Genomic DNA, 24,609 nt, shown 5'->3' with positions numbered 1-24,609 from the left:
TACAGATATGCTAGTAGTTTCATCAGTAACTTTTTATTGCTCTTGTTCAATGGTTCCAGCATTAACATGGAAAATACTCAGATTTTCAGGTAAATTTTTAAGATGATCAAGAGTAGTTGTAGTTATAAAAGTTTGTGTTTTACCCAAACTTGTTTCAATCAAATCAAGTTGACGATGATTGTCTAATTCACTCATGACATCATCTAAAAGTAAAATCGGATACTCACCAGTCTCTTCAAAAATTAAATCAATTTCTGCTAATTTAATTGAGAGAGCAACGGTTCGTTGTTGTCCTTGACTACCAAAATCAGCAACATTAATCTCATTGATAAAAAATTGTAAATCGTCACGATGAGGGCCAACCGATGTTTGATGCCTAAAAATATCATGGTCTTGTCTGCTCAATAATTCTTTTGAAAAGTCAGTTTTCACATTTTGATTATAAATGATTTTTAAATTTTCTTTACCATGAGTAAGTTGCTCATGGATTTTTTTTGCATGAACTTCAAGTTTATCAACAAAATTTTGCCGCTCAAGCATGATTTTATTACCATGTTCAGCTAATTGTCCGTCAAGAACACTTAAAAAATTTTTATCAATTTTGTCTTTATCAAATTTTAAATAAGCATTCCGTTCTTTTAACGCACGATTATATCGCATGGAATCATAAAGGTAAACCGCATGGATTTGTCCCAGTTCAATATCCATAAATTTTCTGCGGGTAGCAGGAGAACCTTTGACCAATTCCAAATTTTCAGGTGCAAACATCAAGATTTTTAGTTGACCAATGTAGTCGGCTAAGCGATTTTCTTTGAGATGATTGGCTTTAGCAATTCTCCCTTTGGGACTTAATTGAACTTCAAGTGGAATAGTTGCATGAGCTTTTTCAACGACTCCTGAGACCTTCATTTCTTGTTGCGACCAAGAAATGAGCTCTTTATCGTGACTGGTTCTGTGACTACGAGTGAGTGCTAAAAAATGAATCGCCTCAAGAATATTTGTTTTCCCTTGAGCATTTTGTCCTAAAAAAATATTGAGATTAGGATGAAAATCAAGTTTTAATTCCTCATAATTACGAAAATTTTTGAGTTCAATTGCTTTGAGTTTCATTATTTTCTACCAGGAAAGCGTGGCGGAGCTTTTTTAGCTGGTTTTGTCGTCTTGTTTTCCGCGTTCATTTTTTTCACAATAGCTTTAACACGCGCTTCTTCAGCTTTTTCTGCTTCATGTTCTTTAATCGCATCGGCGTCAGCTTGCTCAAAAGTAACTTTTAAATCAAAAGTTGGAAATTCTAATAAATCTCCGTCACGGAGTTTTTTGCCACGACGATTTTCAGCTTCGCCATTATAGAAAATATTTCCTTCGTTTTCAGCAAGGAAAATTTTTGCTTGACCTCCTGTTGAAATTAATCCAAGTTCTTTCAAAACTTGTCCGAGTGTGATATATTCTTCAAATAAAATGTATTTTTTCATAGTCTTATTTTAACATAAATCTGAAATTTAGTTCATTGGAAATTTAGAAATTTATTGAATAAAATAAGGAAGCTTTAAGATAAAAATTATTCGTCATTTTCGTTAGGAAATCTCACAAAATTGCTTCAGTTTTTGGTATAATAAAGGTTGCCTTAATAACTAGAAAAAGCTTGATAAAATAGGAAAGTGATAGTCAATTGACAGAAATTAAAATGGCAGATGGAGTGATGCTTCATCTCATTAAAGAAAGCAAATTTAAAACAGTAAGACTAATGGTTCGTTTTCGTGAAGAAATGTCAGCTGACACCCTTGGGAAACGTGTCCTTATTTCTAATATGCTCGAAAGCACTAATGCGGTTTATCAAACTGGAAAAGATTTTAGTCGCAAATTATCTGAAATGTATGGTGCTTCGTTTACGACAGGAGTGGCTAAAAAAGGGAAACAACATTTACTTTCTCTTAATATGAGTATCGTAAATCCTAAACTTGTTGATTTTGATACTTTGGGAGCAGCAGTCGATTTCTTGAAAATTGCAATTTTTCAACCCGATGCTGCTAATGGTCAATTCAATCCCGAAATTTTCAAAAGAGAGCAAAGAAATTTATTGCATTATTTGGCCTCAATGAATGATGACCGTTCTTATTATGCCAGCCGTCAGTTGGCTAATTTATTCTTTGAAGATGAGAATCAAGCATTACCAAGTGTTGGAACGAGCGAATTGATTGCCAAAGAAAATCCAAAAGCCGTTTTTGAATATTATCAAAAAATGCTGACAGACAATGCCATTGATATCTTTGTCTTAGGTGATGTAGATGAAAAACGAATGATTGAACGATTCTCAGACTTCAATTTTACTGACAGAGCTGTCAGTAAAGAAATTTTTTATCAACAATCACTGACAGAAAGCTCAGTAGTGACAGATGAAAAAGAGGTTGCTCAATCTATTTTGCAATTCGCTTATCAAATGCCAATTGCTTATGGAGACAAAAACTACCTTGCTTTGCAAGTGATGAATGGACTTTTGGGAGGTTTTGCTCATTCAAAACTCTTTACCAATGTTCGGGAAAAAGCAAGTTTAGCCTATTCAATTTCTTCAACTTTTGATTCTTTCACAGGTTTTCTAAAAATTGCAGCTGGAATTGACGTTGAAAATTATGAAGAAGCCAAAAGTTTAATCTTTGAACAATTAGAAGCCATAAAATCAGGAGATTTTACAGAATTAGAAGTTGAGCAAACCAAAACAATGTTACGAAATGCTTATTTTGTGGGGCAGGATTCGCCGTCAAACACAATTGAGTTAGAGTATGTAAAAGCACTTATTCCAGATAAATTTTTACCGATGTCTGAATTTTTAAATGCCCTCGAATCTGTTTCAAAAGCCGATTTGATTAGCGTTGCAAAATCATTAAATCTGCAGGCAGAATACTTTATGAAAGGATTTACTGTGAATCAGGAAAAAATGGAGGTCAGCCTTGAAAAGTAAGTTTTATGAGAAAATAGGTGAGAGATTATTTACAGATATTTTGCCTAATGGCTTGACAGTTTATTATCTTCCAAAAGCAGATTACAATCGAACTTACGGCTTGTTCACTACAAATTTTGGTTCACTTGATACAAGTTTTGTCCCATTGGGAGAAAGTGAATTTCAGACTTTTCCAGAAGGAATCGCCCATTTCTTAGAGCATAAACTTTTTGAAAAAGAAGAGGGTGATGTCATGTATAAGTTTGGAGCTTTGGGGGCTCAAACTAATGCTTTTACAAGTTTTTCAAGGACTTCATACCTTTTTTCTACTCGTGAAAATTCTTATGAATGTACAGAACTTTTACTTGATTTTGTCCAAAAACCTTATTTTACAAAAGAAAATGTTGAAAAGGAACAAGGAATTATTCAACAAGAAATCCAAATGTATCAAGATGACAGCGATTGGCGTCTTTTTGCAGGGCTTTTGGAAAAAATGTACCCTGATTCTCCTTTAGCAGCTGATATTGCTGGGACACCGGCGACAATTAATGCCATTACGGCAGATGATTTGTATAAAAATTATGAAGTTTTTTATCATCCTAAAAATATGAATTTGTTCCTAACAGGTCCTTTTGATATTGAGATGATGTCAGACTTTGTAAGAAGTAATCAAGCTAGAAAAGACTTTGCTGATTTAGCAGAAATTCAAAGAAAAGAAATTAAAGCGAGCGAACCAATTTCGGGAGAGAGTTTGGAACTTGAAGTCGCCATGCCAAAATTTGCTTTGGGTCTGCGCGGTGAAGACCAACTTTCAAGTGACTCAAAGACCCTATTTAAATATAAATTAGCCAATCAACTTTTTCTCGATTTGCTTTTTGGTAGAACCAGTCAGCGCTATGAAGAGCTTTATAATTCAGGCCTAATCGACGATTCCTTTGGTTTCTCCTTCGATTTGGACAAGAGATTTCATTTTGCAGTGTTGACTGCTGACACAGAAAATCCGCAAATTTTAGGTCAAACTTTGCAAGAAGCCATAAAAAGTTATAAAATAGATAGAGATTTTAGTGAGGAGCATCTCGACTTACTCAAAAGAGAAATGTTGGGAGATTATTTTAGTTCATTAAATTCGCTTGAATATATTGCTAATCAATTTTCATCAGAAATTTATGGTGACTTAACTTTCTTTGATTTCCCTGAAATTTTGAAAGAATTAAGTCTGTCAGAAATTGAAAAATTTGCTGACCGATTTATTTCTGAGATGAAAAAATTAGAATTTACAATTTTACCTAAATAAATCCTTCTGTCAGTAAGACAGAAAAGCTAAAAATCTACTGACAGAAATTTAAGCATATCCGCAAGGGACTAAAGTCCCAACGGCTATCCTTTGACAGAAATTAAGCCTATTAAAATCTTTCTGTCAGTAAAATAAAAGTCGCTCAAAGTTTCAGTGAAACTTTGTCAGCGCAATTTCTAAGGCGAGATAGTAAAAATCTCCAAAATAAACAAAGAACAGTGATAATTAACAATCGATGTGCAGTACAAAAATGAAGGGAGGATATGTTGACAATCAAAACAATCGGACAAGTCTTAAAAGAAAAGCGGACATCGCTTGGACTTGATCTTTCTGAAGCAGAACAATTAACTCAAGTACAAAAATTATATATCGTAGCACTGGAGACAGATGACTATAAAGCCCTACCGGGTGACTTTTACATTAAAGCTTACCTCAAACAATATGCAGAAAAATTGGGGTTGAATGCAGATAGAATTATTCAAGCCTATGATGAAGGCAAAGGAATCACAGTTGAGGATAAAGAGGATATCCTAGAAAATTATCATTTTGTGAAACCGAGTGAGCGAGTAGAACCTGAGGAAGAAGTGCCAAAAACATGGCGTCATTATGTACCAATTATTTCTTTATCAGCAGCGGCATTATTAATTGTAGTAGGTGTTTTTGCAGCGGTAATTATGAATAAACCAGAAACACCAGATTTAATAACCAATGATTATTCTTATTCAAAGAGTGAAGTTAGTACTTCTAAGTCTTCTACAAGCTCTACAAAACCATCAGAAAGTAGTACACAAGCAAGTAGTAGTACACCTGAACCAACAATTGCTATCTCAGGCTCAAGTTCGGCAATGATTGCCACAATTTCTAATATTTCTGACCCTATAAAAGTTGATTTTTCAGTTGCAGCAGGACGAACAATTTGGGTTGGCATGACGAATTCCAATGTTCCAGCAACTGGTCAAACATTATCTGATGGAGCAAATAGTCTGTCTGCTTTAGTGACAACAGGCGCAGAAAATTCAGTAATTACACTTGGAAGTGTTCAAGGGCTTACCATTACGGTTAATGGAAAAGCTCTTGATTTATCATCACTAACCACAACTGGACCAAATAAAATTACTTTACAAATTAATCGAACGACAAGCAATTCAGCTGCTCAATAAATAAAAGTTGAGGCTTATTTTAAGCTGCAAAAGGAGAACTATGAAAGAGAAATTACCCAATCAATTGACAATGGCAAGGATTTTTATGATTCCAATCTTTGTGATTTTATTTTATTTACCAGAAGGTGCACATTTTAATGGTTTTGTTTCACAAGACCATAGTTCAGTGATGTGGGTCATCGCAGCAATTGTATTTGCCGTAGCCTCATTTACTGACTGGCTTGATGGATATCTCGCCCGTAAATGGCACGTTGTCAGCAATTTTGGTAAATTTGCGGACCCTTTGGCCGATAAAATGCTCAATATGGTTGCCTTTGTTGTTCTAGTTGGACTTCATGTTGTTCCAATGTGGGCTGTTGCGATTATTATTTGCCGTGAGCTTGCGGTTACAGGATTGCGCCTCTTACTCGTTGAACAAGGTGGAGTTGTTATGGCGGCTGCAATGCCTGGTAAAATCAAAACTGCCACACAAATGTTGAGCGTTATTTTCCTTTTCATTGGAAATCCCTTGTATATAGGAACAATCCTCTTTTATGTTTGTGTCTTCTTTACCATTTATAGTGGCTATGACTATTTTGCTAAAAATATGCAAGTTTTTAGAAATGCTGATTAATCATTTCCAAATAGAAAATAAAAAAATTCAAGTAGAAATACTTGGTTTTTTTATTTGGAGTGCCAGAAATGGGACGAATAAAAGAAGTCGAAAAATCAGCTGTTATAATGATTTTAGAAAGAATATAATGCTAATTTGAAACACTTGTAGTTCACAATAGAAAGGAGATTTTTGCACAAATGAACAGAAAATATTATTACAAAAAAAGTCTTGCACCCTGAGCCTAAAAAGGAAAAAACAAATGAAAAAATTTAAAATTGGAGGCCTCATCGCACTACTACTGGGACTGGTTCTGTTTACAGGACTAATCGTTAATGCTGATGAATTCACGGATGTTGGAGGTCTTTATGATAAAGCTGTCAACGAAAACATTATTGACCCCAATCTTTATCCAAAAGCAAAATGAAAGTAAGGATGATTATTTTGTTCATTATATTAATTGATTGGATAGGATACAGTTAAGAGAAGAATTTGCGGAAGCAGAAATGATTCAAAATGAAGCACACAAATATGCGAATAATCAAGAAATAAAAGTTAAGATACTTGAAGAAAATTTTGAAACTTTGAACTATAACAATGAGTGGCTTGAATTGCATTCGCAAGAAAGATTGACCAGACAATACACTGATTACCGTTTCTTAGAATTAACTGCTAAAGCTTGTCATCAAATATTAAATAAAGAAGAAGTAACAGAAATTAGTGATTTTTTATTTGGAATCGAGCTTTGGCTTGAATATAGTTTAGGAATTTTGGCTTTAAATGCTTGGCAACTCCCTTACTCTTTAGTTTATGCAATAATATCAGATATTAATTTACATGAGAAAGAATATAAAGGAAAATTAATTTATCGACGTCGTATTGTACAGACTGCCAGGCGATGTGCTATGACACTCATAAGTAGAGGGGAAACCCAAAAAGCAAGTGACTTATTATCAATGGTTCATCACTAGGCAGAAGCACTTGATACACATGTCCAAGGACTTTATCGCTTTGCTTGGGCTTATTTAGATTATAGGAATGGAAAAATAGAAGGTCAAAAAGAAATGATTAGAGTGATTGCTTTATTTGACTTTTTAGAAGTTCCTATTAGTCGTGATTTTGCTCAAAAATATTATAATCGCCATGTTCTTAATTTAGAAGAATCATAGAAGTTAAAATATTTTCTAAATCCTACAAAAGTTGCTTGCTTTGGCTCACTTTTTGCGTTACAATAATAGAAAAGAGAGTGAGTGTTGGTGAAAGCTCATAGGGTTTGTGACAGTGTTTATCGGTGATAACGTTATAATCAATCTGAGGCTCTGATTTTCTAGGAGCAAATTTAGGTGGTACCGTGCAATGATGCACCCTAGAGCGAGAAGCTTTGGGGTGCTTTCTTATGTAAACGGTATCTTTGAAATGAATGTTCAAACCCAATGAATAATCATAAAGATTTTTACTCCCAGTTAACCGAAAGGAAAAAAATGAAACTTCAAAAACCAAAAGGAACAGCAGATTTACTGCCTGCTGAAACTGCAAAATGGCAGTACATCGAAGAAATTGCTCGTGGCGTTTTCAATGATTATAATTTCAAAGAAATTCGGACACCAATGTTTGAAAGCTATGAACTTTTTAGTCGTGCAACAGGTGAAACAAGTGATATTGTTACCAAAGAAATGTATGATTTTGAGGATAAAGGGGGACGTCATATTGCGCTTCGTCCAGAAGGAACTGCCTCAGCTGTTCGGGCTTATATTGAGAATAAACTCTATGCCCCTGAAGTAGTAAAACCAGTGAAGCTATGGTATGACGCACCAATGTTTCGTTATGAACGTCCACAATCAGGACGTTTACGTCAATTTCATCAATTTGGTGTAGAGTGTTTAGGAGTGAAAAATCCAGCAGTTGATGTAGAAATTATTGCAATGGCTGACACACTTTTCCGCCAGTTAGGAATTACTGGTCTTAAACTAGCTCTAAATACACTTGGAGATATGGAAAGTCGCATGGCTTACCGTCAAGCATTGATTGATTATTTGACTCCTTTTGAGAATCAACTTTCAGAAGATAGCCGTCGTCGTCTCAATGAAAATCCTTTACGCGTTTTGGATAGTAAAGAAGCAGAAGACATCGCAATTGTTAAAAATGCTCCAGCTATTTTAGATTATCTCAATGAAGCTTCAAAGGCTTATTTTGAAGAAGTGAAAGCCTTACTTGAAGCTTTACATATTGAGTACACTATTGACCCAAATATGGTTCGTGGTTTGGATTATTATAATGATACAATTTTTGAATTTATTGTTGATTTTGATGGCAAAGATTTGACCGTATGTGGTGGTGGACGTTATGATGGGTTAGTTGAATATTTCGACGGACCAGCAACTCCTGCCTTTGGTTTTGGTTTAGGAATTGAAAGACTTTTGATGATTGCTCAAAAACAAGAAATTAATTTCATTCCTGAAGAAACTTTGGATGTTTATATTGCTGTAATGGGCGAAAAAGCAAATCTTGAAGCAACAAAATTAGCTGAAAGCCTACGTGAACAGGCCTTTAAAGTCGAACGTGATTTCTCAAATCGAAAACTAGGAGCGCAATTTAAAACGGCTGAAAAATTGGGTGCTGAGTTGATTATTACACTTGGAGAAGATGAGATTCGCACAGGTCAAATCAAAGTGAAACATAATCAAACACGTAAACAAGTAGAAACAACACTTAAAGCTGTTCACGAATCATTTGCACCGATTTTTGAAGAGATTTATGCGGATGAAGAACTTTAAGTGACTTAAAGCAGGGGTGAATTGATGACGGATTGTCCATTTTGTCAGATGAAAGATACAATCTTTGAAAATGAATTGGCACAGGCATTTTATGATGCCTATCCAGTCAGTGAAGGTCATATGTTGATTACGCCTAAAAGACATGTGTCTTCATATTTTGAGATGACCAAAGCTGAAAGAAAAGCAATTGAAGAACTTTTAGACTTATCAAAAGATAATTTAACTGAGAAATTTCATGCCGAGGCCTACAATATTGGCATTAATGTTGGTAAAGCAGCTGGACAAACTGTTTTTCATTGTCATGTTCATCTAATACCGCGGCATCAGGGAGATGTAAAGAATCCAACCGGTGGTGTTCGTGGTGTCATACCTGAAAAACAAAACTATAGATAATAAAAAGAAAGAGGAGTAAAATTTTACTTTGTGTACTAGAAGAGTAAAATTTACATTTATATGAAACGTACAAATTACGCGGGAAATATTACAGAAGAATACTTAAATCAAACGGTTACGGTTAAAGGCTGGGTAGCCAAACGTCGTAATCTTGGTGGATTAATTTTCATTGATTTACGTGACCGAGAAGGGATTGTCCAAATCGTTGTCAATCCTGAAACAGCAGCGGCTGATGTGGCAGAAGCAGCTGATAAAGCACGCAATGAATTTGTTCTTGAAGTGACAGGTAAAGTCGTTGAGCGCGCAAGCAAGAATGACAAAATTAAAACTGGTGGTATTGAAATTGAAGCGACTGCCATTGAAATTTTGTCTACTTCTAAAACAACACCTTTTGAAATTAAAGATGATGTTGAAGTTCTTGATGATACTCGTTTGAAATATCGTTACCTTGATTTACGTCGTCCAGAAATGCTTAAAAATATCACAATGCGTCATGCGACGACTCGTTCAATTCGTGAATATTTGGATGGAGCAGGATTCATTGATGTTGAAACACCATTTTTAAATAAATCAACACCAGAAGGGGCGCGTGATTATCTTGTTCCATCTCGGGTTAATAAAGGTGAATTTTATGCTCTTCCACAATCACCACAATTAATGAAACAGCTTTTAATGACTGCTGGACTTGATCGTTATTATCAAATTGTTAAATGTTTCCGTGATGAAGATTTACGTGGTGACCGTCAGCCAGAATTCACACAAGTCGATTTAGAAACATCATTTTTGTCAGAAGAAGAGATTCAAGATTTGACAGAAGAGTTAATTGCTAAAGTCATGAAAGATGTGAAAGGAATTGATGTCACTTTACCTTTCCCACGTATGAAATATGATGATGCCATGAACTTTTATGGTTCTGACAAACCTGATACTCGTTTTGAATTGTTACTGACAGACTTGTCAGCACTTGCTAAAACAATTGATTTCAAAGTTTTCCAAGAAGCAGAAGTTGTTAAAGCGATTGTTGTCAAAGATGCTGCTGACAAATATTCTCGTAAGTCAATTGATAAATTGACAGAACAAGCCAAACAAAATGGGGCCAAAGGCCTTGCATGGGTTAAATTTGAAAAAGGTGAATTTGCTGGTGGCGTTTCTAAATTCTTAGCAGAATCTACTGACAGCTTTGTTAATGAATTGAAATTGACTGATAATGACTTGGTACTCTTCGTTGCTGACAGTCTTGATGTAGCAAATTCAGCTCTTGGTGCGCTTCGTTTAACGATTGGTAAACAACAAGGATTGATTGATTTCCGTCAGTTCAATTTCCTTTGGGTCATTGATTGGCCTATGTTTGAGTGGTCAGATGAAGAAGAACGTTATATGTCTGCTCATCATCCGTTTACTTTACCAACGAAAGAAACACAAGCCTTTTTATCTGCTGACGGACATAGCAAAGATTCTGATTTGAAAAAAGTTCGTGCCCATGCTTATGATATTGTTTTAAATGGTTATGAACTTGGTGGAGGGTCATTAAGAATTAATACCCGCCAACTTCAAGAAGAAATGTTGAGCGCTCTTGGCTTTAAATTAGAAGATGCAAACGAACAATTTGGTTTCTTGCTTGAAGCACTTGATTATGGTTTCCCACCACATGGCGGTTTGGCACTCGGTCTTGACCGTTTCGTAATGTTGCTTGCTGGAAAAGACAATATCCGTGAAGTAATTGCTTTCCCTAAAAATAACAAAGCCTCTGACCCAATGACACAGGCTCCATCCATAGTTGCTGAAAAACAACTGGAAGAATTGAGTATTAAACTTGCAAACAAAGATCAATAAAATTCTCGGCGCCCTTCTAGATAGAATTGGACTTTATCAAGTTTTAAAATCTATTGGCGCTGAAAAAATGGCAAATAAATTTTCGGCAGCAGTTGTTTATGCTGTCTTCTCATCATTCGCATTGAACTTTTTCTATCAGCCAGGACATGTGTATGCTTCTGGTGCGACGGGTGCAGCTCAGGTTGTTACTGAATTAGTAGCCAGAATAAGTGGTCATAATATCTTACCTATTTCTGCTTCTTTGATATTAGTAAACGCGCCACTTTTCATTCTTGCTTGGCGAGGAATAGGCAAACAGTTCACCGTTTATACAGTGATTACAGTTGTTATGAGTTCAGTTTTCATCCATTTTATTCCAGTGACGCCCTTAACTCATGAGCCAGTTATTAATGCTGTCTTTGGTGGGGCAATTATGGGATTTGGTGTTGGGAATGCAATGAAATCTGGGATTTCTTCTGGAGGGACTGATATCGTCAGCCTCTATATGCGTAAGAAAACAGGAAGAAGTGTTGGAACTTTGGCATTTCTGGTCAATGGTGTGATTATTTTTACAGCCGGAGTTCTTTTTGGCTGGGAATACATGCTCTATAGTTTAATTGCTATTTTCGTTAACTCTCGTGTACAAGATGCAATCTTTACAAGACAAAAACGTCTTCAAGTAATGATTGTAACTAAAAATCCAGAATTACTGACAAAGAAATTAGTGAATCGTTTTAAACATGGAGTAACCATTTTACATGACGCGGAAGGTGGCTATACACATACCAGTCAGACCGTCCTCATGACTGTCATTACAATGTATGAATATCAGGAATTCAAGGATATTATTCAAAAATATGACGAACATGCTTTTGTATCAATATCGGAGAATGTTCGAGTGCTTGGAAAATTTGCAGAAGTAGAAGATTAACTGCTTAGGTTTTACATTGAAAAAAGAAAGATAAAAGGGAGAAAGCCAAAAGGAGGACTTTCTCCCCTTATTATCTAAAAAAATAAAGGAGGAAATAAAATGAAAAGATTTGCACGAGTACATTTTTTGTACTTGCTTGCCATCGCAATTGGTACTGGAATTTATGCTTTTGGCTTTGTCGCCTTTAATATGGCGAATCACTTAGCTCAAGGAGGGGTCGCCGGACTTTCTTTGATTTCTTATGCTTTATGGCATATTGACCCTTCTTATGTTCAACTTTTAATCAACATTCCTCTTCTGATGATAGGTTATCGTTTTTTAGGAAGAAGAACCTTTATTTATACAATTTGGGGAATTGTGAGTTTAGCTGTTTGGATTTGGATTTTCCAAAGGGTCAGTTTTACAATTAATATTGGAAATGATACTCTAATAGCCGCTTTACTCGCCGGAGTCTTTTCAGGTTCAGGAATCGGATTAGTCTTTCGCTTTGGTGGAACAACAGGTGGGACAGATATTCTTGCTAAGTTATTTCAAATAAAAAAAGGAATTCCTGTTGGGCGAATGCTTTTTATCTTTGACTCTTGTATCTTGGCTCTATCTTTAAGTTATGTTGACCTTAAACATATGATGTATACTTTGATTGCCAGTTTTATTTCAATGCAAATGATTAATTTGATTCAAAATGGTGGTTATACAGTTCGGGGAATGCTTATTATCACAAATCATCATGTAGAAGTTGCTAAAACAATTATTGAAGAAATTGGTCGAAGCGCAACATATTTACACGGTGAAGGAGCCTATTCAGGAACTGAAAAAGAAGTGCTTTACGTTGTTCTTAACCCAAGTGAAATACAAGAAGTAAAACAAATTCTATCGGTAATTGACCCGAATGCCTTCGCTTCAGTCATCAATGTTCATGAAGTTGTGGGAGATTTCGCTCCTAAACGGGGTAGATTTAAAGATTTAAAAAAATAAAATAGCTCATTGGGCTATTTTTTTTAAGATACTTAAGTTAAAAAGGGAGAAGTTTTCAAAAGTTGACTAAATTCTAAATTTAAACTACAATAGATTTAAACATCCTTGCCCTCGGCAAGGATATTTCATCGAAATTTTTGAGGAATATTATGAAAAAATTATCTAAGGTGCATTTTTTGCAACTTCTTGCTGTTACAATTGGTACAGCAATCTATGCCTTTGGTTTTGTTGAGTTCAACATGGGGAACCACTTGGCTGAAGGTGGAGTCGCTGGGCTTTCATTGATTGGTTATGCTTTATTGAATATTGACCCTTCCTACACCCAGCTTATCTTAAATATTCCACTTTTAATTCTTGGCTATCGCTTTCTTGGGCGCCGAACTTTTGTTTATACAATTTGGGGAATCGTGAGTCTTTCAATCTGGATGTGGATTTTCCAACGGATTCCAGTCGCAATTAATGTTGGACATGATTATTTAATCGCTGCCTTGCTCGCTGGTGTATTTGCCGGAACAGGAATTGGTTTAGTTTTCCGTTTTGGTGGAACGACTGGTGGGGCCGATATTATTGCCAAGCTTTTGCAGATTAAGGCTGGGGTTGCTGTTGGACGAACTTTCTTTATCTTTGATGCTTGTGTGATGTTACTTTCATTAAGCTATATTGATTTACGCCATATGATGTACACTTTGATTGCAAGTTTTGTGGCAGCACAAGTAATTAATGTGGTTCAATCTGGTGGTTATACGGTTCGAGGAATGCTTATTATCACGAATAATCATGCTGAAATTGCTAAAGCAATTATTGAAGAAATCGGTCGTAGCGCGACTTATTTACATGGAGAAGGGGCTTATTCAGGAAATTCTAAAGAAATTTTATATGTTGTTTTAAACCCTGGAGAAATTCAAGAAGTAAAACAAATTTTGTCTATTCTTGACCCGAATGCTTTCACATCAATTATAAATGTTCATGAAGTCATTGGTGATTTCACTTATCCACGCAGTCGTTATAAAGTGGCTAAAAAAGGAAAAAAATAGCTCAAGAGAGCTATTTTTTATTTTTGTCAGTGAAATTAATTATCTTGAAAGACGTGCGCCTTCAATTTCACCAGTAGATTTGACTCCTTCAACAGAAAAACTATCTGCATTGATTCCAGTTTTGATATTTTCCAACTGCTTAATTGTCTTATCTAACTGAATCAAGTTTTGAACATTGTATTCAAAAGTATAATTACTAATTTCTCGTTTTGCTTTCTTCAGGTGAATAATAGCTTTTTCGATTTCTTCAGTGGCTTTTGTAGTACGCATATAGAAAACCCTTTCTATTTTCGGAATTGTGTGAATATTTATTTCTATATTTATTATAACTAAAAAACCTGGAAATTTCCAGATTTCATATCGTTTTATTTGATTCCATTCACAAAATTATCGAGAATAGTGATAATTTCTGCTTGTGATTCTGCTTGATTGACAGCAACTTTTACTTTTGCTGCACGAGAAGCTCCTTTTAGGTAATATGCTGCGTGCTGACGAAATTCTCGGCTAGCAAGATTATCACCTTTTAATTCGACGAGACGTGCCAAGTGAAGTTTTGCAATTTCCATTTTTTCCGCAACTGTTGGTTCAGGCAATAGTTCACCTGTTCGTAGATAATGCTCGGTACGATGAAGAATCCAAGGGTTTCCAAGGGCTGCTCTTCCCATCATGACCGCAGTGACGCCTGTTTCATCAATCATGCGTTTCGCGTCTTCAGGAGTCTTGACATCGCCATTTCCGATGACCGGAATATTGACATTTTCGGTCAATTTTTTGAGCCAGTGCCAATTTTCTTGAGCATTTCCTGTATAAGCTTGTGCTTTGGTTCGTGCATGCATAGAAACAGCCGCTCCGCCTCCCGCTTCAATTGCTTTAGCATTTTCAACTGCAAAAAGGTGGTCGTCATCCCAACCAATTCGGATTTTCACTGTTAGTGGTCTTGAAATAGCTTTAGAAACAGCAGAGACCACATCATAAACTTTATCAGGATCAAGCAAAAGACGAGAACCGGCTTCGTTTTTAGTTACTTTGGGTACTGGGCAACCCATATTGATATCAATAATATCAGCAACAGTATTTGCTTCAACAAATTTGGCTGCTTCAACCAGAGTATCTACTTCACCCCCAAAAATTTGCATTGAGAGTGGATGAGGGACCCCTTCAAAATCCATCATTTCCAAAGTTTTTTTGTTGCGATGTTCAATTCCTTTATCAGAAATCATTTCAGTTACAACAAGTCCAGCTCCAAATTCTTTAGCAGTAGTCAGAAAAGCTTTATTCGTAATTCCGGCCATTGGTGCTAACACAATTTTATTTTTTATTTCGATATCGCCAATTTTCCACGATTCGTTGTAAATTTTGTCCATAGTCATAAAGAATATTATAGCAATTTTTTGAGATTTCACAAGGTTTTAAGGCTTAAAAAGTTACTGACAGCTCTGTCGGTGAATTCTGTCAGTAAGTTTTACTGACAAAAAATACTGACAAAATCGTCAGTATCTATTTTTTTACTAAATAATGTAATTCAACAAATTGTCCGTAGGTTTTTGTGTCAATCAGTTGAAGTTTCTCTTTGTAATTTCCTGACGGAAAAAGTGAAATTCCGTCTCCTAGTAAAACTGGGGCAATGGTAACTTGTAATTCATCAACCCAATGATTTTCAAGAAAAAGTTTGATGACTTCTCCGCCGCCAACAACCCAGATATTTTTGTCAGTATCCGCAAAATTTACTGACAGCTCTGTCAGTTTTTCTTTGTCAATAAAAACGATATTGTCAGTAGAAGAAATTTCTTGATGAGTTAAAATATAAGAAGTTTTGTCAGAATAAGGCCACTGACCGGCTTGCTCTTTTTCTAACCAATCATAAGTCTTTTTACCCATAATGATTGTATCAATATCACTATAAAAAGCACCATAGCCGTTATCACCCTCACCCTCAACATCAAAAAGCCATTGGAGACTTTCTTCTTTGGTGGCAATATAGCCGTCTAATGTAGAAGCAATAAAAAATTTTACAGTCATTTTTCTCAATTCTATTTACTGACAGAATTTCTGTCAGTAAAATAATTAGTTATTTTACTTAAGGAGTGCTTTTAATTCATCTTCAGAATACTCATATTTGTTTTCACAGAATTGACAAATAATTTCAGCACCGTGATCCTCGGCTATCATTTCCTCAATTGGTTCTCTTCCTAAAGATTTAATGCCTTCAAGGAAACGTTCCTTACTACAATCACATTTGAATTCCAAAGGAAATTCGCCAAGATTTTTGTATTCCATATCGCCATAAATATTGTCTAACATCGTTTTTAATGGTTCTTCACTGGTCAGCATTGTTGCAATTGAAGGCATACTTTTAATATTATGTTCAATTTCGGTAATTTCTTCGTCAGTAGCATCTGGCAAAGCTTGCAACATAAATCCACCAGCAATTTTGACTGTATCTGAGTCTTCATTAAGCAAAACATTCACACCAACAGAAGAAGGAGTTTGTTCTGAACTTAAAAAATACCAAGCTAAGTCTTCGCCAATTTCACCAGTAATTAAATCAACTTGACCACTATAAGGTTGTTTAAGTCCCATGTCTTTGACCACAACTAAAAAGCCATTACCAACAAAAGGAGCAACTAACACTTCACCAGTTGAAGCTTTTTTATAGTCGAGTTCACGATTTTTGACATAACCTTTGACATGGCCGCGGCTGTCAGCGACTGCGATGATTGGCCCCATTGTTCCATCACCCAGAACTTTAACTGTAATTTTAGTATCACCTTTTTCATTAGCTCCTAAAATTTGTCCAGCAATCAATGTACGACCTAAGGCAACCGTCGAAGTTGGCCATGTTTGATGGCGTTCCTGTGCTTCTTTCACAGTTAGGGTTGAATCCAAAGCAAAAGCTCTGAAATGCCCATTTTTTGAGATTGATTTGATAATTTTATCCATGAGTCTATTGTACCACAAGACCCCAACTGACCTCAATAGAGCACAAAAATTGTCAATCAATAAATGATATAAAAGCAAGAAAAAACCTCAGATTTTCCTTTGATGTTTGAGAAAGCTTAAAAGTGTTTGTTAAGAATAAAGGATTTTGATAAACTAATAGCAGTAAATAAATTTTTTGAACATATTATTACTAAAAACAACAAAAAAATGATAATGAAGATGAGAGAGGCCTGCTATGGAATTTGAAGATTATTTTAAAAATGATGAGTTAATGAACATTGTCAGAGAAACTGTAAAATTGGTCTTTCCTGAAGCACAAGAACGTATTTCCTCCGGAATGCCTGCATGGTTTAAGGATAAGAATGTCCTTATTTATGCAAGTCCTCAAAAAAAGCACATAGGAATTTATCCCAAACCAAACTTCATTGAAAATAATAGTGCGTCTCTTAAAGAACAATATGAATGCAGTAAAGGGACCATAAAAGTTCCTTATGATGTTGAAACCAATGAACTCAAACGCTTGGTTAGTGAGATTGTAAAATGGAACTTGGACCATTAAATTTAACTGGTGTTTTGATAATAAACTATAAAAATTATTTGTATTTGTAAATTTATGTATCCTGAAACCAATTATTAAAAGAAAGAATGTGAATTATGCGAACTGTACCACTTGGACCAATATTAATATTTATTGCTTTTTTATATTAATTTATATAGGATTATTCATAGCAATTATTTTAACTGCTTTTATCAATGCAGTTCGTAAAAATGAAAATGTAGATGAATCATTTTTAGATATATTTGAACGTCTTAATAAAGAATATTTTTATACGTTGTTTAAGAAAGGTTACAAGCCTAAAAAAGAAGCTTTGCCCGAATGGATTCGTTGGATAAGTAAACCCTGAGAATGGTATTTTAAAATAATCATATGTAAAAATTTAATATAAATTAATTGAACAAATACAGAAGTAAAGGATAATAACAATGGATATGAGAAGAGCTAAAAGACAGGTTACAGATATTGAGCTAATTAAAGAACTGGTTGAAGAAGTACAAGTCGTTCGTCTGGCCATAAATGGAGAAATTTACCCCTATGTAGTACCAGTAAATTTCGGCTATTCTTGGGATAATAATGATCAACTAACACTATATGTTCATGGAGCAAAAGAAGGAAAGAAAGTATCAATGCTAGAAAAAAATCCTTTAGTTGCTGTCGAAATGGATAGTCATCATAAGCTAATCGAAGGAAATAAAAATGCTTCAACTTATTCTTATGCTTATCAAAGTTTGATTGGTTTTGGAAAAGCAGAAATGATAGAAAATTTGGACGAAAAGAGGGTGGCATTGGAGCTTTTAATGGAGCATGCAGCAAAAGGAAAAGAATACGACCCCATGCCAGAAAAAATGTTAGAGCGAGTTGGAGTAATAAAAATTGAATTGGACTCATATACTGTAAAACAAAATATCCATCCTGAGAAAAAAAATTAGAAATTTTTGGGACTGATATTGTTAAGCTACATAAAAATGTTGTTTAAAAGAGAATGATTTTATATAAATTATGAAAATTTGGAGTAGAAAATGATTAGAAAAAAGGAGTGGGAGAAATCCTTTAAAAATGTAAATGGGCGTGAGCCTAATGAAGAAGACTATGAAAAGGCTCTTTCACTAGGCTTGGTACGCGAGGAGTCTAGTGTTCCAAACTCTAATAAAAAAACAGTGCTTGTTTTAGGAACTGTTATTGTGAGTCTTTTAATATTTGCGATAGGAATTTTATTAACGATCTTTTTCTATCCCAGTCCAAAGAGTTCACAAGCAAGTTTTGCTAGTAGCACTTCTCAATCTTCCAAAAAAGAAAGGGAGTCTACAGATACTGGTTCTTCAATTGATTACAAGGATTCATCAAAATTATCACAAGAAGATCAGGAGAAACTTGAAGAAGGATATAAATCTATTGAACTTGAGAAAGAGGCTTGGCATAGACAAATGTTGCGAGATATCATTACCATGTATGCTGAACCAAAAATAAGTTATAGTGACAGTCAGTTTCAAGAAAAATATGATAGCGATTATAAGCAGTGTACAGAAGCGATTGAAAACAAAGTAAAAGAAATACTCCCTGAACATTTAAGAGCTTATACTGAAGCTCATTATGAAAATGGAGGATTAGGACTTCCTACTTTTGATAATATAATAAATGAGGCAAGAACATATTATAATTCAACCACTAAAAATTGGACATTTCCTCAAGATTCATAATTTTTCAATCACAAAATAAAAAAACAAATTGACATGGAATAAGAGTTTAACAACTAGGAGTAGTTATGAAAAAAATTATCTTATGGGGTCTTACTTTTCTTGTAATATTAACATTATCGTCATGCTCAAAGAATAAAAATAGCAAGTACGATTCAGTAATTTCAGATTTAAAATCAGAACTTGCTGTTAAAGGGGATTCGAAGCTTACTTTTGATAATTATGAATGGAGCTATAAAGTCGTTCATAATGTGACAAATGCAGATATTTCTAAAGGAGATATGATTGAAGTTTATCCAAAAAAAGAAAGAGATTCAAAAAGGCTATTTAATATAAATATAGATTCACAAATGGGGGATTCTTATGCACAAAGTAAAATTATAGTCCTGCAAAAAATAGTTTCTAAAATTGCTAAGAAGCTGCCTAACGATAATTCTGAAATTACTCTAGGTTTTAAAAGTCAACAAAAAAGTAAAAGAATTGTCCCAGTTGCTCGTTCTCTAAAATCTATGGATGCATTTCCGATAAATGATTGAGAAAATAAAGTTTTCTAAGACAATTAGCACTAATAATTCGAAAAAATATAGCTTATTTTGCTAAAATATTAAAACTTGTATTAGGGTGCAAACTATAATCTCAAGATAAATGTAATCTATCATCCAACTGGATAAAATCCATTTTTATAAAATAGAAAGAATTTAGAACATGAAAAAAGGCGACATCATCATCTTAGCTGATGGACAGAAAGCTACCGTTATATTTGGTGATGAATCAAATTATCAACATAGCTGTATTTGTAAAATTGGAAAATGGTCAATTAAAAGTAGTTGAAGAAAAAAATATCTCGCTTCTTTCACTAAATTAATAACTCAAATGTCAGATAAGTGATAATAATTGTATAATGGATATTTTTCTAGCTCTTAACTGAAGAATATTGTCCTGTCTTTTATTCGTTTTCTAAAATTTAAAGAATCGAAACTTACAAGTTGTAACAAAAATAATAAATATCCATGGAAATTGTTCAAAGCATTTAAAGTTGTCAATCTTAAACCCTTTGCTTATAGCTTTTTATTTAGTAGAATAATGAAAAAGCTCATCCTCAATAGCTTTGAGAGGTTAGAAAATGGTTAATATGTTTTCAGTTATAATAAATTCAACGGTTATCTACTGGGCAACAGCCCTAGATTTACTTATATTACTAGCAATATTATATGTTCGTTTTGATAAAAAAAGTCATTTATCTATTACTTTGGGACAAATAATTGGTTCTTTTGCACTTGTATTGGTCAGTTTATTTTTTGCGGTCATCCTAAAACTTGTTCCAGAAGAGTGGATTTTAGGCTTACTGGGCCTGATTCCTTTAGGACTAGGAATAAAATATTTATTCTTTGGGGATGATGATGACGATGAAGAATTAGATGAATTGCTACAAAAAAGGAAAAATAAAAGCTTGCTTGGAACTGTTATTATCATTTCTTTTGCGAGTTGTGGAGCGGATAATATTGCTTTGTTTACTCCATTTTTTATGACACTGTCAGCTAATAATTTGCTATTATCAATAATAATTTTTGCCTTAAACATATTAATTTTAGGGCTTCTTGGAAAAACAATTGCAAAAAATCCTCACCTTCATGACGTTTTAGAAAAATACAGTCGTTGGATTCTTGCTTTTGTTTATATAATACTTGGAATAATGGTTTTACTAGAAAGTGGAACAGTCTCCAAAATTCTCAGTTTTTTGTAAAACATAATTTAAAGATTAAAAAAGTTCCGTATTTCCGAACGATAATTTAGATTTAATCAAAAGCATCAGGATTTTTTAAGTAAATCTTGATGTTTTTTGATAAAATAAAAAATAGTGCGATAGGAGCTTTCAAGAAATGGTTTATCTTTTACTTTTGATAAATTAGTTCAAAAGTTGAAGAAGTTTTTTAGAAATGCCAGCCAAGCGAACTTGGAGCGTGCAAAATATTTTAAGAAAAGTGGATAGTCAAAACTATCCAAAAGGAGAATATTATGCCATCAGTAGTAGTTGTCGGAACGCAATGGGGAGACGAAGGAAAAGGTAAAATTACAGATTTCCTAAGCTCAAATGCAGAAGTTATTGCCCGTTATCAAGGGGGAGACAATGCAGGTCATACCATCGTCATCGACGGCAAAAAGTTCAAACTTCACCTTATTCCATCAGGAATTTTCTTCCCTGAAAAGATTTCCGTTATTGGGAATGGTGTCGTTGTTAACCCAAAATCACTGATTGAAGAAATCGCTTATCTCGCTGAAAATGGAGTTTCTGCAGAGAGTTTACGTATTTCAGACCGTGCACATGTTATCTTGCCTTACCATAAAAAATTAGACTTCCTTCAAGAAGAAGCCAAAGGCGATAAGAAGATTGGGACAACCATTAAAGGGATTGGTCCAGCCTATATGGATAAAGCAGCTCGTGTCGGAATTCGTGTTGCAGACTTACTTGACAAAGAAATCTTTGAGGAACGTTTACGTACAAACCTTGAAGCTAAAAACCGTGAATTTGTAAAAATGTATGATTCAGAACCAATCGAATTTGAAGAAATATTTGAAGAATACTATGAATACGGTCAACAACTTAAAAAATATGTGACAGATACTTCAGTTATCTTGAATGATGCCCTTGATGCAGGAAAACGTGTCCTTTTTGAAGGTGCGCAAGGGGTAATGCTTGATATTGACCAAGGAACATACCCATTTGTAACTTCATCAAACCCAGTAGCTGGTGGGGTAACGATTGGCTCTGGTGTGGGTCCATCAAAAATTTCAAAAGTTGTTGGTGTTTGTAAAGCCTATACTTCACGTGTGGGTGATGGTCCATTCCCAACAGAACTTTTTGATGAAGTTGGACATCAAATTCGTGAAGTAGGACATGAATATGGAACAACAACAGGACGTCCACGTCGTGTTGGTTGGTTTGACTCAGTCGTAATGCGTCATGCAAAACGTGTTTCTGGCTTGACAAATCTTAGCTTGAATTCAATTGACGTTCTCTCAGGACTTGAAACAGTAAAAATTTGTGTTGCTTACGAACGTAGTAATGGTGAACAAATTACTCATTATCCAGCATCACTTAAGGAATTAGCAGATTGCAAACCAATCTATGAAGAATTGCCAGGATGGTCTGAAGATATTACTTCATGCCGAACTTTAGAAGAGTTACCAGAAGCTGCTCGTAACTATGTTCGTCGGGTTGGTGAACTAGTTGGCGTACGTATCTCGACTTTCTCAGTAGGTCCTGGTCGTGAACAAACTAATGTTTTAGAATCAGTTTGGGGCGTATAAAGTCAAAATAAAAAAGCCAGAGCATGCTCTGACTTTTTTTGTTTACAAGAAGGGTCCAAAGACTTGTGAACTAGAGTTTTTATTATTGACGTTGACATCAATTACATTATAAAAGGCATTAGAAGTATCAGCTACATCCCAGACAGCCAAAACAATGTGATATCCAGATCGATCAGTTGGAATGTTAATCGTATGTGAGAGATTATTTGTTGCAGGAGACCCATCGTGATTGATTGTCCCTATAAGTTCTAATTCTGAACGTTTTAAAGGTGCATTTTGGTCCCAACCTGTTTTGGTCATATAGTAGTGCCACTTAGTTGTTTTATGAGGTGCAGTGTATTTCCAAGTAAAGATGTTAGAACCTGTACTAATAGATGTTTTTTTCCATCGTGTACTAGTTTGATTATCTAGAACAAAGTCGCCTATTTGCCCTAAGCCTCCATTTGCAGAAGCAATCCGACCATCAGCGGGACCAGACACCGGGAAGCCTTTAGGTGCTTCTAAAGATTGTGGGTTACTAATAACATTTCCATAAATGTTAAAAGCGGCGGTCCACCCTAAACTTTGAGAATCTAATTGTCCTTGATAGCCTCTGGCTGGTGGTGATTGAACATAACCATGAGCTGATACAGTATCTGTTTTAATTAAAAGGGAGACACTGAGTAGACCTGCAGCGACTAATAAACCAGTAAGTAGTTTTTTCATAAATTTATTCCTCTCCTATTTATAGCTTTTTCCATGGACCAAAATCTCCTGATTGGTCAGGTTGTTGGCCAGTATTCCACCATTTTGCTTCATAATTTACTCCATTAAAAGTAACACGATCACCTTGAACATAAACTTTATCCTTTTGCCAAGTATTATTTTCCGCTGATGTGTCCAGTGTCATAAATGTAGCTCTGGCCGTATCAGAACGATTACCTGAAGGGTCAACTGCTACAATTTCAACATTGTATTCAGTTTTTTTGGATAATCCAGTCACATCTTGTAAGCCGGAAGTACTTTTAAATGATTGAGTACCAATCTTAATTTCATAGTGATCAATGCGAACATTGTCTGTAGATTTTCCTTGAATCGTGGCAGTAGAAGCAGTCACATTACTAATTGAAATTGTGGGCAAGGTTGGTTTTTCAGTATCTTCAATCGGTTGATTGTTAAAGAGCATTGGGGCGTATGTATTTACAAAAGTATTATTATATTTTTCGCCATTTGAATTGGTTCCAGCATCCCAATTTACTGACCAAGTCATTAAACCTTTTATTTCGTTACCGGAAGCTTTTAAGCGATTCAATGCATTTTTTACGGCATTGGGGTCTTTCACATAACCTGTTGCAGCAGCGTCATTATTAGATGGTAGACCAATAACGAATTTACTGGCTGGGATTTTAATAAACCCATCTGTTCCTGTTACGAGACGTTGAGTTAAACCATAGAGAAAATCTTCTTTTTTTTCGTCATTTGATTGAGAAATCCACATATTTAAATCACTATCCCAGAAACCATCTCCTCCTTGATTATAGTATTGAGGATTGATGAAATCATAGTACGAATCTAAATTGTTGATATATGGTGCATATTTTCCTGAACTTGTTAAATAAGGAAATTCTGGAGCCATCGTAATCATAAAGTTTTTACCATCTTTTCGATAATGGTCTTTAACTTTTTTTAAAGCGGATGGGATAACAGTTTGATTATCTGCTGCTTCAATTGCAGCCTGCTCTAAATCAATATCTAATCCATCAAAGCCGTAAGTATCTACAAGACGAATGATTTCATTAACAAAATCACTTTCCTGACTTTTCTTTAATTCAATATGAGCGTCAGCTCCTCCTAAAGCGATTAAGACGCTCTTACCTTCGGCATTTAATTTTGAAATTTCGGCTCTGAATTCAGTATCGGTTTTGTTATAAGGCTTGAAAGTGGGAAGGGTTTGTCCTTCAGGTGTTTTCATAAAGGAAACATTAATTACATTGTAGCCTTCTTGTGTACTTGAAAGATTGAAGTCAGCAGAACTTCCTCCTTTATAACCATCTTTTCCTGTTGATTTCCAATTGTGCCAATAACCTACAAGCACTTTATCTTTTGGATTGACCATTTCACTAGCTGCATCTGCTAAGACTTGTTGCCCTCCTAATACAACAATTCCTATAGATGCTGTTACCAAAAAAGCCTTAATTTCTCTACGTTTTTTCACTGAAATATAAATA

The 24,609-nt window shown here is 34.8% G+C and carries 28 protein-coding genes; 20 read left to right on the top strand and 8 right to left on the bottom strand.

The window, feature by feature from the left end; translation table 11 throughout:
- Positions 1-33: 33 nt before the first annotated feature.
- Positions 34-1,110, bottom strand: coding sequence for a DNA replication/repair protein RecF (gene recF / locus PYW37_RS11095; RefSeq protein WP_023188655.1), 1,077 nt, complete (start codon positions 1,108-1,110; stop codon positions 34-36).
- Complete coding sequence (gene yaaA / locus PYW37_RS11090) at positions 1,110-1,472, bottom strand: S4 domain-containing protein YaaA (RefSeq protein WP_012898492.1); 363 nt, start codon at positions 1,470-1,472, stop codon at positions 1,110-1,112. The genes recF and yaaA overlap by 1 nt, the downstream gene beginning before the upstream one ends.
- 197 nt (positions 1,473-1,669) lie before the next feature.
- On the opposite strand from yaaA, the gene yfmF reads away from it, so the two are divergent.
- The 12 genes from yfmF to PYW37_RS11030 all read left to right on the top strand — a co-directional run bounded on the left by yfmF (position 1,670) and on the right by PYW37_RS11030 (position 13,900).
- Positions 1,670-2,956: an EF-P 5-aminopentanol modification-associated protein YfmF gene (gene yfmF / locus PYW37_RS11085; protein ID WP_023164564.1), complete on the top strand. Its 1,287-nt coding sequence runs from the start codon at positions 1,670-1,672 to the stop codon at positions 2,954-2,956.
- Positions 2,946-4,229, top strand: coding sequence for an EF-P 5-aminopentanol modification-associated protein YfmH (yfmH, locus tag PYW37_RS11080; RefSeq protein ID WP_023188656.1), 1,284 nt, complete (start codon positions 2,946-2,948; stop codon positions 4,227-4,229). Before yfmF ends, yfmH begins: the two co-directional genes overlap by 11 nt.
- 263 nt (positions 4,230-4,492) lie before the next feature.
- Entirely contained in the window at positions 4,493-5,389 is an 897-nt protein-coding gene (locus tag PYW37_RS11075) for a helix-turn-helix domain-containing protein (protein WP_025016931.1), read from the top strand.
- 40 nt (positions 5,390-5,429) lie between these two features.
- Positions 5,430-6,002, top strand: coding sequence for a CDP-diacylglycerol--glycerol-3-phosphate 3-phosphatidyltransferase (gene pgsA, locus PYW37_RS11070; RefSeq protein WP_012898490.1), 573 nt, complete (start codon positions 5,430-5,432; stop codon positions 6,000-6,002).
- Positions 6,003-6,243: 241 nt separating this feature from the next.
- Positions 6,244-6,408, top strand: a complete 165-nt coding sequence (locus PYW37_RS11065) for a hypothetical protein (RefSeq protein WP_023188658.1) — start codon at positions 6,244-6,246, stop codon at positions 6,406-6,408.
- A gap of 79 nt (positions 6,409-6,487) precedes the next feature.
- On the top strand, positions 6,488-6,952 hold the full coding sequence (locus PYW37_RS13345; RefSeq protein ID WP_223848559.1) for an Rgg family transcriptional regulator: 465 nt from the start codon (positions 6,488-6,490) through the stop codon (positions 6,950-6,952).
- Positions 6,953-7,462: 510 nt separating this feature from the next.
- Positions 7,463-8,755 (top strand): histidine--tRNA ligase, encoded by a 1,293-nt coding sequence (gene hisS / locus PYW37_RS11055; RefSeq protein ID WP_004254776.1) that lies wholly within the window; start codon positions 7,463-7,465, stop codon positions 8,753-8,755.
- A 24-nt stretch (positions 8,756-8,779) separates the two neighbouring features.
- Positions 8,780-9,148, top strand: coding sequence for an HIT family protein (locus PYW37_RS11050; protein ID WP_012898482.1), 369 nt, complete (start codon positions 8,780-8,782; stop codon positions 9,146-9,148).
- A gap of 60 nt (positions 9,149-9,208) precedes the next feature.
- Positions 9,209-10,981 (top strand): aspartate--tRNA ligase, encoded by a 1,773-nt coding sequence (gene aspS, locus PYW37_RS11045; RefSeq protein ID WP_004254782.1) that lies wholly within the window; start codon positions 9,209-9,211, stop codon positions 10,979-10,981.
- A complete protein-coding gene (locus tag PYW37_RS11040; RefSeq protein WP_004254786.1) occupies positions 10,962-11,891 on the top strand; it encodes a YitT family protein in 930 nt (309 codons plus the stop codon). The genes aspS and PYW37_RS11040 overlap by 20 nt, the downstream gene beginning before the upstream one ends.
- A 99-nt stretch (positions 11,892-11,990) precedes the next feature.
- Positions 11,991-12,866 (top strand): YitT family protein, encoded by an 876-nt coding sequence (locus PYW37_RS11035; protein ID WP_012898480.1) that lies wholly within the window; start codon positions 11,991-11,993, stop codon positions 12,864-12,866.
- Between the two features lie 149 nt (positions 12,867-13,015).
- Positions 13,016-13,900: a YitT family protein gene (locus PYW37_RS11030; protein ID WP_004254791.1), complete on the top strand. Its 885-nt coding sequence runs from the start codon at positions 13,016-13,018 to the stop codon at positions 13,898-13,900.
- Between the two features lie 39 nt (positions 13,901-13,939).
- Here the strand turns inward: PYW37_RS11030 and PYW37_RS11025 are convergent, their stop codons facing one another.
- The 4 genes from PYW37_RS11025 to hslO all read right to left on the bottom strand — a co-directional run bounded on the left by PYW37_RS11025 (position 13,940) and on the right by hslO (position 16,840).
- Entirely contained in the window at positions 13,940-14,170 is a 231-nt protein-coding gene (locus PYW37_RS11025) for a hypothetical protein (protein WP_004254795.1), read from the bottom strand.
- Positions 14,171-14,265: 95 nt separating this feature from the next.
- Complete coding sequence (dusB, locus tag PYW37_RS11020) at positions 14,266-15,270, bottom strand: tRNA dihydrouridine synthase DusB (RefSeq protein WP_012898479.1); 1,005 nt, start codon at positions 15,268-15,270, stop codon at positions 14,266-14,268.
- A 127-nt stretch (positions 15,271-15,397) separates the two neighbouring features.
- Positions 15,398-15,919, bottom strand: coding sequence for a dihydrofolate reductase family protein (locus PYW37_RS11015; protein WP_023188661.1), 522 nt, complete (start codon positions 15,917-15,919; stop codon positions 15,398-15,400).
- 54 nt (positions 15,920-15,973) lie between these two features.
- Positions 15,974-16,840, bottom strand: coding sequence for an Hsp33 family molecular chaperone HslO (gene hslO / locus PYW37_RS11010; protein WP_023188662.1), 867 nt, complete (start codon positions 16,838-16,840; stop codon positions 15,974-15,976).
- 235 nt (positions 16,841-17,075) lie between these two features.
- Here hslO and PYW37_RS11005 point away from each other — a divergent pair, with 235 nt between their 5' ends.
- The 8 genes from PYW37_RS11005 (at position 17,076) to PYW37_RS10970 (ending at position 22,402) form a co-directional block, all read left to right on the top strand.
- Positions 17,076-17,399, top strand: coding sequence for an iron chaperone (locus PYW37_RS11005; protein WP_023188663.1), 324 nt, complete (start codon positions 17,076-17,078; stop codon positions 17,397-17,399).
- 88 nt (positions 17,400-17,487) lie between these two features.
- Complete coding sequence (locus PYW37_RS11000; protein ID WP_232238876.1) at positions 17,488-17,745, top strand: hypothetical protein; 258 nt, start codon at positions 17,488-17,490, stop codon at positions 17,743-17,745.
- A gap of 85 nt (positions 17,746-17,830) precedes the next feature.
- Positions 17,831-18,328 (top strand): pyridoxamine 5'-phosphate oxidase family protein, encoded by a 498-nt coding sequence (locus PYW37_RS10995; protein ID WP_025016932.1) that lies wholly within the window; start codon positions 17,831-17,833, stop codon positions 18,326-18,328.
- 90 nt (positions 18,329-18,418) lie between these two features.
- Positions 18,419-19,096 (top strand): hypothetical protein, encoded by a 678-nt coding sequence (locus tag PYW37_RS10990; RefSeq protein WP_044009611.1) that lies wholly within the window; start codon positions 18,419-18,421, stop codon positions 19,094-19,096.
- A gap of 65 nt (positions 19,097-19,161) precedes the next feature.
- Positions 19,162-19,629 (top strand): hypothetical protein, encoded by a 468-nt coding sequence (locus PYW37_RS10985; RefSeq protein WP_017865065.1) that lies wholly within the window; start codon positions 19,162-19,164, stop codon positions 19,627-19,629.
- A gap of 169 nt (positions 19,630-19,798) precedes the next feature.
- Positions 19,799-19,924 (top strand): bacteriocin, encoded by a 126-nt coding sequence (locus PYW37_RS10980; protein ID WP_232238877.1) that lies wholly within the window; start codon positions 19,799-19,801, stop codon positions 19,922-19,924.
- A 292-nt stretch (positions 19,925-20,216) separates the two neighbouring features.
- Positions 20,217-20,837, top strand: coding sequence for a cadmium resistance transporter (locus PYW37_RS10975; protein ID WP_023188667.1), 621 nt, complete (start codon positions 20,217-20,219; stop codon positions 20,835-20,837).
- Between the two features lie 272 nt (positions 20,838-21,109).
- A complete protein-coding gene (locus tag PYW37_RS10970; protein ID WP_004254838.1) occupies positions 21,110-22,402 on the top strand; it encodes an adenylosuccinate synthase in 1,293 nt (430 codons plus the stop codon).
- A gap of 42 nt (positions 22,403-22,444) precedes the next feature.
- On the opposite strand, the gene PYW37_RS10965 is transcribed toward PYW37_RS10970, so the two are convergent.
- A complete protein-coding gene (locus PYW37_RS10965) occupies positions 22,445-23,107 on the bottom strand; it encodes a lytic polysaccharide monooxygenase auxiliary activity family 9 protein (protein WP_025016933.1) in 663 nt (220 codons plus the stop codon).
- A 19-nt stretch (positions 23,108-23,126) separates the two neighbouring features.
- Complete coding sequence (locus tag PYW37_RS10960) at positions 23,127-24,578, bottom strand: glycosyl hydrolase family 18 protein (protein ID WP_370664257.1); 1,452 nt, start codon at positions 24,576-24,578, stop codon at positions 23,127-23,129.
- Between the last annotated feature and the right edge of the window lie 31 nt (positions 24,579-24,609).

The organism is Lactococcus lactis (assembly GCF_029023865.1).
In the GTDB taxonomy this organism is placed as follows: domain Bacteria; phylum Bacillota; class Bacilli; order Lactobacillales; family Streptococcaceae; genus Lactococcus; species Lactococcus lactis.
This window is presented reverse-complemented; position numbering and strand designations above follow the sequence as displayed.